Source organism: Enterobacter cloacae complex sp. SHL020 (assembly GCF_049236945.1).
GTDB classification, from domain to species: domain Bacteria; phylum Pseudomonadota; class Gammaproteobacteria; order Enterobacterales; family Enterobacteriaceae; genus Enterobacter; species Enterobacter dykesii.
Genome location: NZ_JBMKJF010000001.1, coordinates 939,438 through 954,306, shown reverse-complemented (window position 1 = coordinate 954,306; position 14,869 = coordinate 939,438). Strand labels below are relative to the sequence as shown.

Genomic DNA, 14,869 nt, shown 5'->3' with positions numbered 1-14,869 from the left:
AGGAAGTCCCGTGAATAAATCAATGTTGGCGGGTATAGGGATTGGCGTCGCGGCTGCGTTAGGTGTGGCTGCCGTTGCCAGTCTCAACGTATTAGATCGCGGCCCGCAGTATGCACAGGTGGTTTCTGCTACACCGATTAAAGAAACCGTGAAAACCCCTCGTCAGGAGTGCCGCAACGTCTCCGTGACGCACCGCCGTCCGGTGCAGGATGAAAACCGTATCGCCGGTTCTGTTCTGGGTGCGGTAGCGGGTGGCGTGATTGGTCACCAGTTTGGCGGTGGCCGGGGTAAAGACGTAGCGACCGTGGTCGGCGCGCTGGGTGGCGGCTATGCCGGTAACCAGGTGCAGGGCGCGATGCAGGATAATGATACCTACACCACGACTCAGCAACGCTGCAAAACCGTCTATGACAAGTCGGAAAAAATGCTGGGCTATGACGTGACGTACAAAATTGGCGATCAGCAGGGCAAAATCCGCATGGATAAAGACCCGGGCACGCAAATTCCACTGGATGGAAACGGCCAGCTGGTTCTGAATAACAAAGTGTAAAAAAGAAGTTCTCTGAATTTAGCTCCTCATGCGCTCAGGCTGAGGAGCTTTTTTTGCGTCAGATTTTCAGTAGCTCAGGCCACAGCCGCAGCGTGGTTTCGCTAATATTCTGCAGTTTTTCCAGCGTGGCCCCTTCACGGGCGCTGATCGACATCCCCTGCAAAATACAGCTCAGGTATTGCGCCAGTAGCTGAGGGTTGCATTGCGCGGGGATTTCACCGCGCTGCTGGCGCTGAGCCAGAAATGCGCTGAGGGTCTCCTCCTGCATCGCATGCCGCGACTTCACCGTATTGGCAATCTCTTTGGAGGACGCCGCAAGGGTGGCAGAGGTGTTAATCATAAAGCAGCCCGCAGGCGTCTCTTTACTGGTGAAGCAGGTCGCGACGGCGGTGAAATAGTCCCGAAGCGCCTGTTCAACGCTTTTCTCTTCGCAGAACAGCTGGGCTTCGTGTTTCGCCGCAAAGCGCGAAATGTATCTGTCCAGAACCGCCCTGAACAGCCCCTCTTTATTGGTAAATTCGGCATACAGCGTCGGCGCTTTGGCTCCGGTGGCTTCTACCAGATCGGAAAGCGAGGTTGCTTCATACCCATGTTGCCAGAAGAGAGTCATGGCCTTATCAAGCGCTGCATCCCTGTCAAACACTTTTGGTCGGCCACGGCTTTTCTTCGCACAACTCGTGACATCGGTTGTCATTTGCCGTTGGTCCTCTGTTGGTTTGGTGAATGACCATTATAAAAATAAACGCAACCCACCACCAGTGCAGAATGCTTAAAAATAAATTAATCATATATGTATGAAAAATAACAACTTTAAAATTTAGTTAACGCTCGTTATAAAATTATGTTGACGCGTGACCTGGATCACATTTATGATTTACCTATCGATCGTTAACTAAATGATTAACGACCTCCAAATTCATCTGCTAAAGGTAAACATCATGAAAAACGTAAAAACTCTCATTGCTGCCGCTGTCCTGAGTTCACTCTCTTTCGCAAGCTTTGCTGCTGTACAGGTGCAATCCACCCCTGCTGACCAGCACAAAGTTGGGACAATCTCTGCCTCTGCCGGTACTAACCTGGGTTCCCTGGAAGATCAGCTGGCGCAAAAAGCGCAAGAGATGGGTGCAAAATCTTACCGCATCACCTCAGTGACCGGTCCTAACACCCTGCACGGCACTGCGGTCATCTACAAATAAGCCGCGCATAAACCCTCATTTATGCCACTGCAATAAAAAACGCCCTGCTGAGCAGGGCGTTTTTTATTTCTGATTTACATCGACTGCTGGACGACATCGTGATGCCGGGTGACATCGGTCGGCATACCTGACCGGGCTTCCATCGCACGTTCCATCACCACGCTGTTGGTATTCGCATTCGTTTTGAAGCTTACCATCGCGGCATTCAGGTTAATGGGCAGCGTCTGCGGGTCGTCGCCAATGTTTTTCGATAGCGGCTGATGAATCTCAACCAGCCGCACGCCGCCCGGCTCCTCAGAAACCTTAATCGGCGTATTGATAATATTCACTTTGGTACCCGGCGTAACGACGTTAAACAGCGTTTTGATATCGTCATCGCGCAGACGAATACAGCCGGAGCTGACGCGCATGCCGATGCCAAAGTCCGCATTCGTTCCGTGCAGCAGGTAGACGCCGCCGTATGCCGCGAGGCGTATCGCGTGGTGCCCCATCGGGTTATCCGGACCAGCCGGCACCACGGCAGGAAGATCGATCCCCTGGGCCTTGTAGCGGGCACGAATGTTGGCCGTCGGGGTCCAGGTTGGATTCGCGCGTTTATCCGAGACGGTGGTGACCATCGTCGGCGTCAGGGTGTCGCCGCCCAGCTGACCAATACCGATAGGGTAGACGGTGACTTCATTTTTACCCGGCGGGTAATAGTACAGACGTAGCTCCGCCAGGTTTATCACGATCCCCTCGCGCGGGGCGTCCGGCAGGATGGTCTGTAACGGGATGGTCAGTACGCTGCCCGCGCGCGGGACATACGGATCGACGCCGGGGTTCGCCTGCAGCAGGGCCAGAAAACCGACGTTATATTTTTTGGCAATCGCTTCCAGTGAACCGCCATTATTTTCAACGACATGAAAGCGGTTTTCACCTACCAACTTGCTGCCGGGAGGGGGAAGTGGCCAGGTGTTTGCCCGAGCGGGAAGCGCAACCGCGACGGTGGCTGCCAGCGCAAACAGTGTCATCCAGCGAGTAAAACGCGAAGAGGTCATCATCACCATAATCCATATAAATTATAAGTTTATTGTTTTATAAGGCGTTAAACATAATTATGGCGAATGGGTGTGTCGGGAAGATCGGGTGAAGTGCAAAGAGTTTGTAAATTGTCCCCCCGTAGCGCCGGGCTAACGGGGGGAAGGGAGATTATGCGATCGCGTTCTCTTCCAGCTGGCGCATAAAGTTACGCACCCAGTCCATACGGGTTTTGCGCTCCGTCAGCTCCTGGGTAAATTTCAGACGGGTTGGACCATCCAGACGGAAATGCTGCGGCTGTTTTTGCAGCAGGCCGATCAGCCACATCGGGTTGACGTGATTCTTCTCGGCGAATTCAATCACGCCGCCTTTTTCATTGCCTTCGAGCTTGCGGATCCCCAGCTTTTGCGCCTGCTGGCGCAGCCTCGCGATATCCAGCAAATTTCTCGCCGGATCGGGCAGCAGGCCAAAGCGGTCAATCAGCTCCACCTTAATCTCTTCCAGCTCGTTCTCCTTCTTCGCGCTGGCGATGCGCTTGTAGAACGACAGTCGGGTATTCACGTCCGGAATAAAATCGTCCGGCAGCAGGGAAGGCATACGCAGCTCGACCTCGGTCTGCTGGCTGGTGAGATCTTCCAGCGACGGCTCGCGTCCGGCCTTCAGGGCATCAACCGCGTTTTCCAGCAGCTCCATATAGAGCGAGAAGCCGATGGTCTCCATGGAGCCGCTCTGGTCTTCCCCCAGCAGCTCGCCTGCACCGCGGATCTCGAGATCGTGCGTGGCCAGCGCAAAGCCTGCGCCGAGGTCTTCTAGCGAGGCGATGGCTTCCAGACGCTTTTGCGCGTCGGTGGTCATCGCTTTCGGATGCGGCGTCAGCAGCCAGGCGTAGGCCTGATGGTGCGAACGCCCTACGCGGCCGCGCAGCTGGTGAAGCTGCGCCAGACCAAAGTGATCCGCACGCTCAATGATGATGGTGTTCGCCGTCGGAATGTCGATCCCGGTTTCAATGATGGTGGTACACACCAGCACGTTAAAGCGCTGGTGGTGGAAGTCGTTCATCACTCGTTCCAGCTCGCGCTCGCGCATCTGCCCGTGACCGATAGCGATGCGCGCTTCCGGCACCAGCTCCGCCAGCCTGTCCGCCGCCTTCTGGATGTTTTCCACGTCGTTGTAGAGATAGTAGACCTGACCTCCGCGCAGCACTTCACGCAGAATAGCTTCCCGCACCACCAGATTATCGTACTCGCGGACGAAGGTTTTCACCGCCAGACGGCGCGCCGGCGGCGTGGCGATAATCGACAGATCGCGCATGCCGCTCATCGCCATGTTCAGGGTTCGCGGGATCGGCGTCGCGGTCAGGGTGAGGATATCGACGTCGGCGCGCATCGCTTTGATGCGCTCTTTATGACGCACCCCGAAGCGGTGCTCTTCATCGACGATCAGCAGCCCCAAATCTTTCCACTTCACGTCGCTTTGCAGCAGCTTGTGGGTGCCGATCAGAATATCGATCTTGCCCTCGCTTGCCTGTTCGAGGATCTGCGTCTGTTCTTTGGTGCTGCGAAAACGCGAAAGCATCTCGATACGTACCGGCCAGTTGGCAAATCGGTCGCGGAAGTTGTCGAAGTGCTGCTGAGCGAGCAGGGTGGTCGGCACCAGCACCGCCACCTGCTTGTTGTTTTCCACCGCAAGGAAGGCGGCGCGCATCGCCACTTCGGTTTTGCCGAAGCCGACGTCGCCGCAAACTAAGCGGTCCATTGCCAGCGGCTGGCACATGTCGCTCAGCACGGCGTTGATGGCCTGGGCCTGATCCGGCGTGGTTTCAAACGGGAAGCTGTCGCAGAACAGCTGGTACTGTTCTTTATCGTGCTTAAAGGCGAAGCCCTGTTTGGCCGCGCGCTGGGCGTAGATATCCAGCAGCTCGGCCGCCACGTCGCGCACTTTTTCCGCAGCCTTCTGGCGCGCGCGCGCCCAGGCGTCGCCGCCCAGCTTGTGCAGCGGCGCATTCTCTTCGGCACCGCCCGCGTAGCGGCTGATCAGATGCAGGGAGGAGACCGGAACATACAGTTTGGCGTCGTTGGCGTAGGTCAGCATCAGGTATTCACCTTTAATGCCGCCCGCTTCCAGCGTGGTCATCCCCTGATAGCGCCCAACGCCGTGTTCCAGGTGAACAATCGGCTGGCCCGGGTGCAGCTCGGCCAGGTTACGGATCAGCGTGTCCGGGTTGATGGTCCGACGGCTGTCCTGACGGCGGCGCGCGACGCGCTCACCCAGCAGGTCGCTTTCGCAAATCAGCGCCAGGTTGTTGAGCGTGTCGATGAACCCGTGCTCGGCGGCGCCAATCATCAGGTAACGACCGCTTCCGGTCGCTTCGCTCAGACGCAGGATGCGCTTCGGCGCCACCTTAATGCGTCCCAGCAGCTCACCTAAAGCTTCACGTCGGCCTTCACTCTCAACGGAGAACACCACCGGGCCGGTGAAGGACTCCAGGAACTTGCGCAGATTATCCAGCGGGGCTTTCTGCTGCGCCTGAACGGCCAGGTCCGGCAGCCTCCGGAAGGCGAGGTTGGTATTGGCGGCCTTATCGGCAAGGGAATCGGTTTTCAGCTGCATGCGCGGCCAGCGCTTCAGCTCGGCGTTGAGCTCGTCGGTGCGCAGCCACAGCGCTTCCGGCGGCAGCAGCGGACGCATCGGGTCAACGCCGCGATTTTCGAAACGGGCGCGGGTTTCGCTTTCAAAGCGGCTGGCGCTGGCGTCGATATCCCCGGTGTTAACAATCAGCGTATTCGCCGGGAAGTAGCTGAACAGGGCAGGCAGCGGCTCGTTGAAGAACAGCGGCTGCCAGTATTCGATCCCGGCAGGCAGCGTGCCTTTGCTGACCTGCTGATAAATATGTTCCGCGTCGCGCTTCACCTCGAACCTATCGCGCCACTGGCTGCGGAACAGCTCGATAGCGGTTTTGTCCGTAGGGAACTCATGCGCGGGCAGTAAATTGATCGACTCTACTTCCTCCAGCGTGCGCTGCGTGTCGGCGTCGAATACGCGCAGGCTGTCGATTTCATCATCAAAGAAATCCAGACGATACGGCTGGTCGCTGCCCATCGGGTAAAGGTCGAGCAGCGCGCCGCGGGTCGCGTATTCCCCGTGCTCCATCACCTGGTCGACGTGGCGATAGCCGGCACCGTCGAGCTGCGCGCGCAGGGCGTCACGGGACAGGCGCTGGCCTTTTTTCATCACCAGCGCGTGACCGTGCAGATAGCTGTGCGGACAGACGCGCTGCATCAGGGTGTTCACCGGCACAATCAGCACGCCGCGCTGCATGGTCGGCAGCTGATAGAGCGTCGACAGGCGCGAGGAGATGATCTCCTGATGCGGAGAGAAGCTGTCATAGGGCAGCGTCTCCCAGTCGGCCAGGCTGAACACCAGGCTATCGGTGAACTGGCGAATTTCGTCGTGCAGGCGCAGGGCGTTTTGCATATCCGGGGCAACCAGAATTACCGGGCCTGGGTGACGCTCGGCGATTTCCGCCACCAGCGTGGCGCACGCCGCGCCCGTGAGTTCACCCAGCTGGCGCTGGTCGCCCGCTTTGACAGGCAAGGAATAACGATAGTGTTCAGGCATGGCTATGTCAGAGTCTCTTATGGATATACCAACAGTATTGGGGCATATCACTGATACGCAATGTCTTTATTATCCTCGATCGTTTTACATAAGCAAATCGTAACCGCACGGCAGGGCTAAACGCCCCCAAAACGGGGGCGGAGAGGGCATTAACGCGTTGAAGGTAACAGGGTCTGCGTAGACGGAGGAGAAAAGAACACGTCACCAAACAGCGCGGTGGAGATTTTACGCACCCCGAGCCCGGCAAGGGTACAGATCAGCAGGCTGACAAACGGGTAGATCAGAATTAAGGACAGCTCGGCCCAGACTGGCCAGTACGCGGCATTCATCTCGCCGATCAGGAACAGGCTAAAGGCCTCAATTAAGATGCGGTGGGTGGTATAAATTGCAATGGTATTGGAGCCAATCACGTTCAGCAGATTGTTCGGGTGAACGGCATAGCGCTGCTCAAGGCTGTAGAACAGCTTCATGATCAGCACAATCGACAGCAACGAGAGCAGCAGCGGAACGTTAGCAAACCACAGCGCCACTGAGACGGCGGCGAAAGCCCCGGTTGCCAGCCAGATGCGGCGCAGGTTGACGCTTTTCATCCACGCCATCAACTCTGCGCCATACCACGCCCCGAGGCTGTAGTAGATCATGTTGCGCACCACGCTGTTCATTCCCCACCACGGCAGCGGCAGGAAGTTAATCGCGATGCTTGCCAGCGCCAGCAGTCCCAGTACCGGCAGCTTCCAGCGGCTCAGCAGTTTACACAGCGTGAAGTAGACCACCAGGGCATACAGATACCACAGGCTGGTGCTGGCAGTGACCATCCCCAGCACAAATCCTGAGAACGAGTCGGCGTAGGCCGCGTTCGACGAGGTGGCAAGCTCGCGCTCGGGTGCCAGCCAGGCGTTCAGGTGGGTCAACGCCTGCCATTGTAGGACGCCCCACAGCGCCAGGACCCAGACAATGCTCCAGATCCGCTTGTCAAGACTGGTTCGCCAGTCCACCTCGTCAATATAACGACGGATCAGATAGCCGGAGATAAAGAAGAAGACCGGCATACGAAACGGTGCGAGATAGAGGTTAAAATAGACCCAGCATTTGGCGAGAAGGCCGGAGAGCGGGTGTTGAAGCCCGATCAGATGCGGATAAAACGTGATAACCGAATGATAGATAACCACCAGGCAGATACACAGCCCTTTTATCTGGTTAATCCATAATGCTTTTTTCTTCATTGTTCGCCACTACCTTATTGCCATAAACGAACGAGCAATTGTTGTAAAACGAAGCCGGGATGTAATGGGTAACAGTCTGTATCCGGCGGTTTTTCGGAAAAGGTGGAGGTTGCGAGGTGAGTATTCAGACAATAGCATCCTGATTTATCTGAATTTTTCGGAAAAACGATTACCAAAGCTTACGGTTTCAGTCATTTACGCTTAACGGATTCGCTTATATACTCGTGGGTCTGCTATCAGCAAACAGACGGATTTCATGTATCAACCTGTCGCACTCTTCATAGGCTTACGTTACATGCGTGGGCGCGCCGCGGACCGCTTCGGTCGCTTTGTCTCCTGGCTTTCGACTATTGGCATTACGCTTGGCGTGATGGCACTGGTGACGGTACTTTCCGTCATGAATGGCTTTGAGCGCGAGCTGCAAAACAATATCCTGGGGCTGATGCCGCAGGCCGTTCTCTCATCATCCACCGGTTCGGTTAACCCGCAACAGCTGCCGGAAAGCGCGGCGAAGTTACAGGGCGTCACGCGCGTCGCGCCGTTGACCACCGGCGACGTGGTGCTGCAAAGCGCCCGCAGCGTGGCGGTCGGCGTGATGCTGGGTATTGACCCGGCGCAAAACGATCCGCTGACGCCGTATCTGGTTAACGTGAAGCAGACCGATCTGGAAGCCGGAAAATACAACGTGATTCTGGGTGAACAGCTTGCCGGCCAGCTTGGCGTCAACCGTGGCGATCAGCTGCGCGTGATGGTCCCTTCTGCCAGCCAGTTTACGCCGATGGGGCGCCTGCCAAGCCAGCGCCTGTTCAACGTGATTGGTACCTTTGCCGCCAACAGCGAAGTCGATGGCTACCAGATGCTGGTGAACATTCAGGACGCTTCACGCCTGATGCGCTACCCGGCAGGGAATATTACCGGCTGGCGCCTGTGGCTCGACGCGCCGCTGAAGGTCGATACCCTCAGCCAGCAAAAACTGCCGGACGGCACTAAATGGCAGGACTGGCGCGAGCGTAAAGGCGAACTGTTCCAGGCCGTGCGGATGGAAAAAAACATGATGGGGCTGCTGCTGAGCCTGATCGTGGCCGTGGCCGCATTTAACATCATTACCTCGCTGGGCCTGATGGTGATGGAGAAGCAGGGCGAAGTCGCCATTCTGCAAACCCAGGGGCTCACGCCGCGCCAGATCATGGCGGTGTTTATGGTGCAGGGGGCCAGCGCAGGCATCATCGGCGCACTGCTCGGCGCCGTGCTGGGGGCCTTGCTTGCCAGCCAGCTTAATAACTTAATGCCGATCATCGGCGCGCTGCTCGACGGCGCGGCGCTGCCGGTGGCTATCGAGCCGCTGCAGGTGGTCGGTATTGCGCTGGCCGCGATGGCCATTGCGCTGCTATCTACGCTTTATCCTTCCTGGCGCGCTGCCGCCACTCAACCCGCTGAGGCTTTACGTTATGAATAAGATCCTGTTGCAATGCGACAACCTGTCCAAACGCTATCAGGAAGGCACTGTGCAAACCGACGTGCTGCACAATGTGAGTTTTAGCGTGGGCGAAGGCGAGATGATGGCGATTGTCGGTAGCTCCGGCTCGGGCAAAAGTACGCTGCTGCATCTGCTGGGCGGGCTGGATACGCCAACCGAGGGCGACGTGATCTTCTCCGGCCAGCCGATGAGCAAAATGTCCTCCGCGGCGAAGGCCGAGCTGCGCAACCGCGAGCTGGGCTTTATCTACCAGTTCCACCACCTGCTGCCGGATTTCACGGCGCTGGAAAACGTCGCGATGCCGCTGCTGATTGGTAAAAAGAAACCGGCAGAAATTAACGCCCGCGCCAGCGACATGCTGAAAGCGGTAGGCCTGGGCCATCGCGGTAATCATCGTCCCTCTGAGCTTTCCGGCGGCGAGCGCCAGCGCGTGGCGATTGCGCGTGCGCTGGTCAACAACCCGCGTCTGGTGCTGGCGGATGAGCCTACCGGTAACCTGGATGCCCGCAACGCGGACAGTATTTTCCAGCTTCTGGGCGAGCTGAACGCCTCGCAGGGCACCGCGTTTCTGGTCGTAACCCACGATCTGCAGCTGGCAAAACGCTTGGGGCGTCAGCTTGAGATGCGCGACGGCCATCTGAACGCGGAACTGACCCTGATGGGAGCAGAGTAATGGCGTCACCGTTATCGTTACTTATTGGGTTACGCTTTAGCCGCGGCCGCCGTCGCGGCGGCATGGTGTCGCTGATCTCCGTCATCTCGACCATCGGTATTGCGCTGGGCGTGGCGGTGCTGATTGTCGGCTTAAGCGCAATGAACGGCTTTGAGCGCGAGCTGAATAACCGCATTCTGGCGGTAGTGCCACATGGGGAGATCGAGCCGGTTAACCAGCCGTGGACGAACTGGAGCGATGCGCTCGCCAAAGTCGAAAAGGTGCCGGGCATTGCCGCGGCCGCGCCCTACATCAACTTTACCGGGCTGGTGGAGAGCGGGGTAAACCTGCGCGCCATTCAGGTGAAAGGGGTCAATCCCGCCCAGGAAGCGCGTCTCAGCGCGCTGCCAAACTATGTGCAGAACGGCGCGTGGGACAACTTTAAGGCCGGCGAGCAGCAGATCATCATGGGTAAAGGCGTGGCCGATGCCCTGAAGGTGAAGCAGGGCGACTGGGTATCAATCATGATCCCCAACGCCAGCGCCGACCACAAACTGCAGCAGCCTAAGCGCGTCCGCCTGCACGTCACCGGTATTCTTCAGCTGAGCGGTCAGCTCGATCACAGCTTTGCGATGGTGCCGATGGAGGATGCGCGCCAGTATCTCGATATGGGCGACAGCGTGACGGGCATTGCCATTAAGGTGAACGACGTCTTTAACGCCAACAAGCTGGTCCGCGACGCGGGCTTGGTGACCAATAACTATGTCCACATCAAAAGCTGGATCGGCACTTACGGGTATATGTACCGTGATATCCAGATGATCCGCGCCATTATGTATCTGGCGATGGTGCTGGTGATTGGTGTAGCGTGCTTTAATATCGTCTCGACGCTGGTGATGGCGGTCAAGGATAAGAGCGGTGATATCGCCGTGCTTCGTACCCTCGGGGCGAAAGACGGCCTTATTCGCGCCATCTTCGTCTGGTACGGTTTGCTGGCGGGGCTGTTCGGCAGCCTGTGCGGCGTGGTGATTGGCGTGGTGGTTTCCCTGCAGCTGACGCCGATTATCAACGGGATTGAAAAGCTTATCGGCCACCAGTTCCTGTCGGGTGATATCTATTTTATTGACTTCCTGCCGTCTGAACTGCACTGGCTGGATGTTTTTTATGTGCTGGTTACAGCACTTTTACTGAGTCTGCTGGCAAGCTGGTATCCGGCGCGTCGCGCAAGCCGAATTGATCCGGCGAGGGTATTAAGTGGCCAGTAATTACGTCATGATCTAGCGGCTTTCGGGCCGCCGGGTTAAAAGAGGAATGCGTTATGTATTACGGATTTGATATTGGCGGCACCAAGATTGCGCTCGGCGTGTTTGATAAAGACCTCAGGCTGCAGTGGGAAACCCGCGTTCCCACGCCTCGCGAAAGTTACGACGAATTTTTAACCGCGATTGCCGCGCTGGTGGCGCAGGCCGATGAACGCTTTGGCGTCAAAGGCAGCGTCGGCATCGGCATTCCGGGTATGCCCGAAACCGACGACGGCACGCTGTATGCCGCCAACGTGCCTGCCGCCAGCGGTAAACCGCTCCGCGCCGATCTCTCCGCTCTCCTTGAACGCGACGTGCGTTTAGACAATGATGCTAACTGCTTTGCGCTCTCCGAAGCCTGGGGCGATGAGTTCCGTCAGTATCCGCTGGTAATGGGGCTGATCCTCGGTACCGGCGTCGGCGGGGGGATTGTGATCAGCGGGAAGCCCATCACCGGGCGCAGCTACATCACCGGCGAGTTTGGCCATATCCGTCTGCCGGTGGACGCGCTGGAAGTGGTGGGGCGCGATTTCCCGCTGACCCGCTGCGGCTGCGGCCAGCACGGCTGCATCGAGAACTATCTCTCAGGGCGCGGGTTTGCATGGCTTTACGAACACTTCTATCATCAGAAACTTGAGGCCCCTCAAATCATTACCCTGTGGGAGCAAGGGGATGCGCAGGCGCGTGAGCACGTCGAGCGCTATCTGGATCTGCTGGCGGTGTGTCTGGGAAATATTCTCACCATCGTCGACCCGGATCTGCTGGTGATCGGGGGAGGGCTGTCAAACTTTACCGCGATTACGGAACGGTTGTCCGGGCGTTTGCCCCGACACTTATTGCCGGTTGCCCGCGTGCCGCGTATTGAACGCGCGCGACACGGGGACGCAGGAGGCATGCGCGGAGCCGCATTCCTTCATCTCACCGATTAGTTTACGAGGTTTCTATGCTGTCGCGTCGCCAGGGTCGACTCAGCCGTTTTCGCAAAAACAAACGCCGCTTGCGTGAGCGCTTGCGCCAGCGGATCTTTTTCAGAGACAGAATGATGCCAGAAGCGATGGATAAACCCAGAGTGGTGGTGCTGACCGGAGCGGGGATCTCCGCCGAGTCAGGAATTCGAACCTTCCGCGCGGCGGACGGGCTGTGGGAAGAGCACCGCGTGGAGGATGTGGCCACGCCGGAAGGCTTTGCCCGCGATCCGGATCTCGTCCAGGCGTTTTACAACGCCCGCCGCCGTCAGCTTCAGCAGCCTGAAGTCGCGCCGAATGCGGCGCATCTGGCGCTGGCGAAGCTGGAAGAGGCGCTGGGCGATCGTTTTCTGCTGGTAACGCAGAATATCGACAACCTGCACGAGCGGGCCGGCAACAAGAACATCATCCATATGCACGGTGAGCTGCTCAAGGTTCGCTGCGCCTGGAGCGGTCAGGTGCTGGACTGGCAAGAGGACGTGCTGCCTGAGGATAAGTGCCACTGCTGCCAGTTCCCGTCGCGCCTGCGTCCGCACGTGGTCTGGTTCGGTGAAATGCCGCTGGGAATGGATGATATCTACAGCGCGCTGGCGATGGCCGACGTATTTATCGCCATCGGCACATCCGGTCATGTTTACCCGGCGGCGGGGTTTGTCCACGAAGCGCGACTGCACGGCGCGCATACGGTAGAACTCAATCTTGAGCCAAGCCAGGTGGGCAGCGAGTTTGAAGAGAAACACTACGGTCTGGCAAGCACGGTCGTCCCGGAGTTTGTCGACAAGCTGCTGAAAGGGCTGTAACGGCAATCGCGTGAAAAGGCACCCGTCCAGCGGGTGCCTTTTTATTTATGAATGGAAGAACGCCAGCGTCTTCTCGAGCGATTTAGCCTGCTCATCCAGCGAGAGCGCCGCCGCAGAGATCTGCTGAACCAGAGAGGCGTTCTGCTGGGTCGTGCTGTCCATCTGATTAACGGCGGTGCTGACCTGGCTTATCCCGCGATTTTGCTCGTCCAGCGCCTGAACGATATCGTTGATGACCAGATGCACATGCGATACCGCTTCAATCACCTGTTTCATCATCACCCCCGTTTCATTGACCAGCTCAACGCCTTTGCTCACGCGCCCTGAGGACTCGGCAATCAGCTGAGAGATCTCTTTTGCCGCGTTAGCGCTTCGCTGGGCAAGATTGCGCACTTCCCCAGCGACTACCGCGAAGCCGCGCCCCTGTTCGCCAGCCCGTGCCGCTTCAACGGCAGCATTCAGCGCCAGGATATTAGTCTGGAAGGCGATGCCATCGACAATGCTGTTAATCTCGCCGATCTTACGCGCGCTCTCGTCAATCTCCCCGATCACCACGACCACGTCGTTTACCAGCGTTTCGCCATGCCCGGCGAGGCTCGCGGCGCGATCGGTAAGCGTGGTCGCCTTGTGGGCGTTGTCGGCGTTATTCTTCACCGTGACCGAAATCTCTTCCATGCTGGCTGCCGTTTCAACAATCGCAGCCGCCTGTTCCTCGGTTCGCGAGGCGAGGTCAAGGTTGCCCGCCGAAATTTCGCTGGTGCCGCCGTGCACGGAGTGGCTGGCTTCGCTGATATTGTCGACGATGCGCTTGAGCTGCATCTGCATGGTGTGCAGGGCATAAAAAATGCTGTGGGTATCTCCGGAACGAACCGGGATGGTGTTGTTCAGATCTCCCCGGGCAACGGCCAGGGCGATCCCGGCGGCCTCCGAAGGTTCGCCCCCAACCGGACGGTCAACTTTACGGGTGAAGATCTGTGCCATGACCAGGCTAACCGCCACGATGCTTAACACCATCATGATGATGGCTTTCAGTAAAAATGCGCGCGCTTCGGCCATCACTTCGCTGACCGGCGTGATAATGGCGAGTTTCCACGGCGTCTGGCTGTTACCGACGGCGATGTCCTGCCAGGTGATGAACACGTCCTCCTTCAGCAGCGGATCGTTTACCCGGGTGACGTCATGACCGGCAATCTGACCGGCGTAAGGCTTGCCCGCCGCGCGTTTGTCCGGGCTGGACACCACGTTATTAGCTGCGGAGAGGAGCAGGGCGTAGCCTGTGCCGTTCCACGGTTTAATCGCGCCGATCGTCGATCGCAGCGTGGCGAGGGAGAAGTCAGAGGTGACCGAACCCAGAAACTGACCGTCGCGCATGATGGGGGCGGCAATCGAGGTGAGCATCACGTCCACGCCGTTGTAGGGATAGATATAGGGTTCGATGATCACATCTTTATGCCGTTGTTTCGGCAGCAGATAATAATCACCGCTGCCGGGCGTTTCGATGTCCGTCAGCAGGTGTAATGCCGGTTTGCCAGTGGCGTCCCGGTCAACGTAGCGGGCGTAGCGCCCGGCAGGATCTTCACCGCTCTGACCGGCCCAGACGGCATCTTTATCGTCGAACGCGTTAGGCTCAAAGGCCATCGACATGGAGAGAAACTGTGGGTGAGCCGAAAGGTAGTGGATGAGCAGCTGGTTCAGGCTCTGGCGTTCGGTCACGCCCGCCTCGCGCAGCGCCAGGGCGCTGTTGCCCATGTCCCGGGCGGCAGTCAGGGCAGAATCCAGCTGTTTGCTGACCTGCAACGCTTGCACCTCGGCAATCTGGCGGATATGTTTTTTGGCCAGAACCTCCTGCTGTGCCATCCACTGCCACATCATAAACCCGATCGTTGCCGTAAAGCCCACCGTTACGGTGAGGAAAATGGACAACAGCATCAACGTCTTGACGCTTATTTTTTTTCTTCGGACCATGGCGTCTTTCATTCTCATCTCCCGTAATATCGTGCATGTCGGGCAGGCACATATTCCTTATCGGATATTTTCTCCTCTTTCTGTAGAGCGTCAGGAATATTTAAT

Annotated in this window: 12 protein-coding genes; 7 read left to right on the top strand and 5 right to left on the bottom strand. The window is 57.8% G+C overall.

Annotation, left to right across the window (positions count from 1 at the left end; all coding sequences use genetic code 11):
• Window positions 1–10: 10 nt before the first annotated feature.
• Complete coding sequence (locus ACOTZB_RS04680) at window positions 11–550, top strand: glycine zipper 2TM domain-containing protein (RefSeq protein WP_008500779.1); 540 nt, start codon at window positions 11–13, stop codon at window positions 548–550.
• Window positions 551–608: 58 nt separating this feature from the next.
• On the opposite strand, the gene ACOTZB_RS04675 is transcribed toward ACOTZB_RS04680, so the two are convergent.
• Window positions 609–1,244 carry a TetR/AcrR family transcriptional regulator gene (locus ACOTZB_RS04675; RefSeq protein ID WP_024909039.1) on the bottom strand — a complete coding sequence of 212 codons (636 nt, stop codon included), beginning with the start codon at window positions 1,242–1,244 and terminating at the stop codon, window positions 609–611.
• 244 nt (window positions 1,245–1,488) lie between these two features.
• Between ACOTZB_RS04675 and bhsA the strand changes: the two genes are divergently transcribed.
• The gene (gene bhsA, locus ACOTZB_RS04670) at window positions 1,489–1,746 is read left to right on the top strand and encodes a multiple stress resistance protein BhsA (protein ID WP_023616599.1); all 258 of its coding nucleotides are present in this window, start codon (window positions 1,489–1,491) and stop codon (window positions 1,744–1,746) included.
• 74 nt (window positions 1,747–1,820) lie between these two features.
• Here the strand turns inward: bhsA and ldtC are convergent, their stop codons facing one another.
• The 3 genes from ldtC to ACOTZB_RS04655 all read right to left on the bottom strand — a co-directional run bounded on the left by ldtC (window position 1,821) and on the right by ACOTZB_RS04655 (window position 7,604).
• Window positions 1,821–2,786, bottom strand: coding sequence for a L,D-transpeptidase LdtC (gene ldtC, locus ACOTZB_RS04665; RefSeq protein WP_421626571.1), 966 nt, complete (start codon window positions 2,784–2,786; stop codon window positions 1,821–1,823).
• A 148-nt stretch (window positions 2,787–2,934) separates the two neighbouring features.
• Window positions 2,935–6,381: a transcription-repair coupling factor gene (gene mfd / locus ACOTZB_RS04660; RefSeq protein WP_421626570.1), complete on the bottom strand. Its 3,447-nt coding sequence runs from the start codon at window positions 6,379–6,381 to the stop codon at window positions 2,935–2,937.
• A gap of 149 nt (window positions 6,382–6,530) precedes the next feature.
• On the bottom strand, window positions 6,531–7,604 hold the full coding sequence (locus tag ACOTZB_RS04655; RefSeq protein ID WP_421626569.1) for an acyltransferase family protein: 1,074 nt from the start codon (window positions 7,602–7,604) through the stop codon (window positions 6,531–6,533).
• A 256-nt stretch (window positions 7,605–7,860) separates the two neighbouring features.
• On the opposite strand from ACOTZB_RS04655, the gene lolC reads away from it, so the two are divergent.
• Genes lolC through cobB form a run of 5 tightly spaced genes read left to right on the top strand, consistent with a single transcriptional unit; the run spans window position 7,861 to window position 12,799 of the window.
• Window positions 7,861–9,060, top strand: a complete 1,200-nt coding sequence (gene lolC / locus ACOTZB_RS04650; protein ID WP_421626568.1) for a lipoprotein-releasing ABC transporter permease subunit LolC — start codon at window positions 7,861–7,863, stop codon at window positions 9,058–9,060.
• Entirely contained in the window at window positions 9,053–9,754 is a 702-nt protein-coding gene (lolD, locus tag ACOTZB_RS04645) for a lipoprotein-releasing ABC transporter ATP-binding protein LolD (RefSeq protein WP_045401908.1), read from the top strand. Before lolC ends, lolD begins: the two co-directional genes overlap by 8 nt.
• A complete protein-coding gene (lolE, locus tag ACOTZB_RS04640) occupies window positions 9,754–10,998 on the top strand; it encodes a lipoprotein-releasing ABC transporter permease subunit LolE (RefSeq protein WP_421626567.1) in 1,245 nt (414 codons plus the stop codon). The genes lolD and lolE overlap by 1 nt, the downstream gene beginning before the upstream one ends.
• 53 nt (window positions 10,999–11,051) lie before the next feature.
• Window positions 11,052–11,963 carry an N-acetylglucosamine kinase gene (nagK, locus tag ACOTZB_RS04635; protein ID WP_421626565.1) on the top strand — a complete coding sequence of 304 codons (912 nt, stop codon included), beginning with the start codon at window positions 11,052–11,054 and terminating at the stop codon, window positions 11,961–11,963.
• Window positions 11,964–11,977: 14 nt separating this feature from the next.
• Window positions 11,978–12,799 carry a Sir2 family NAD+-dependent deacetylase gene (cobB, locus tag ACOTZB_RS04630; RefSeq protein ID WP_054829824.1) on the top strand — a complete coding sequence of 274 codons (822 nt, stop codon included), beginning with the start codon at window positions 11,978–11,980 and terminating at the stop codon, window positions 12,797–12,799.
• 45 nt (window positions 12,800–12,844) lie between these two features.
• Here cobB and ACOTZB_RS04625 read toward each other — a convergent pair whose 3' ends face one another.
• Window positions 12,845–14,776: a methyl-accepting chemotaxis protein gene (locus ACOTZB_RS04625; protein ID WP_421626564.1), complete on the bottom strand. Its 1,932-nt coding sequence runs from the start codon at window positions 14,774–14,776 to the stop codon at window positions 12,845–12,847.
• Window positions 14,777–14,869: the final 93 nt, after the last annotated feature.

Bases quoted from the DNA above. Each gene is read 5' to 3' on its own strand.
- nagK (WP_421626565.1), top strand. From the start codon at position 11,052: ATGTATTACGGATTTGATATTGGCGGCACCAAGATTGCGCTCGGCGTG.
- ACOTZB_RS04675 (WP_024909039.1), bottom strand. From the start codon at position 1,244: ATGACAACCGATGTCACGAGTTGTGCGAAGAAAAGCCGTGGCCGACCA.
- bhsA (WP_023616599.1), top strand. From the start codon at position 1,489: ATGAAAAACGTAAAAACTCTCATTGCTGCCGCTGTCCTGAGTTCACTC.
- ACOTZB_RS04625 (WP_421626564.1), bottom strand. From the start codon at position 14,776: ATGAAAGACGCCATGGTCCGAAGAAAAAAAATAAGCGTCAAGACGTTG.
- mfd (WP_421626570.1), bottom strand. From the start codon at position 6,381: ATGCCTGAACACTATCGTTATTCCTTGCCTGTCAAAGCGGGCGACCAG.
- lolC (WP_421626568.1), top strand. From the start codon at position 7,861: ATGTATCAACCTGTCGCACTCTTCATAGGCTTACGTTACATGCGTGGG.
- cobB (WP_054829824.1), top strand. From the start codon at position 11,978: ATGCTGTCGCGTCGCCAGGGTCGACTCAGCCGTTTTCGCAAAAACAAA.
- ACOTZB_RS04655 (WP_421626569.1), bottom strand. From the start codon at position 7,604: ATGAAGAAAAAAGCATTATGGATTAACCAGATAAAAGGGCTGTGTATC.
- lolD (WP_045401908.1), top strand. From the start codon at position 9,053: ATGAATAAGATCCTGTTGCAATGCGACAACCTGTCCAAACGCTATCAG.
- lolE (WP_421626567.1), top strand. From the start codon at position 9,754: ATGGCGTCACCGTTATCGTTACTTATTGGGTTACGCTTTAGCCGCGGC.
- ldtC (WP_421626571.1), bottom strand. From the start codon at position 2,786: ATGATGACCTCTTCGCGTTTTACTCGCTGGATGACACTGTTTGCGCTG.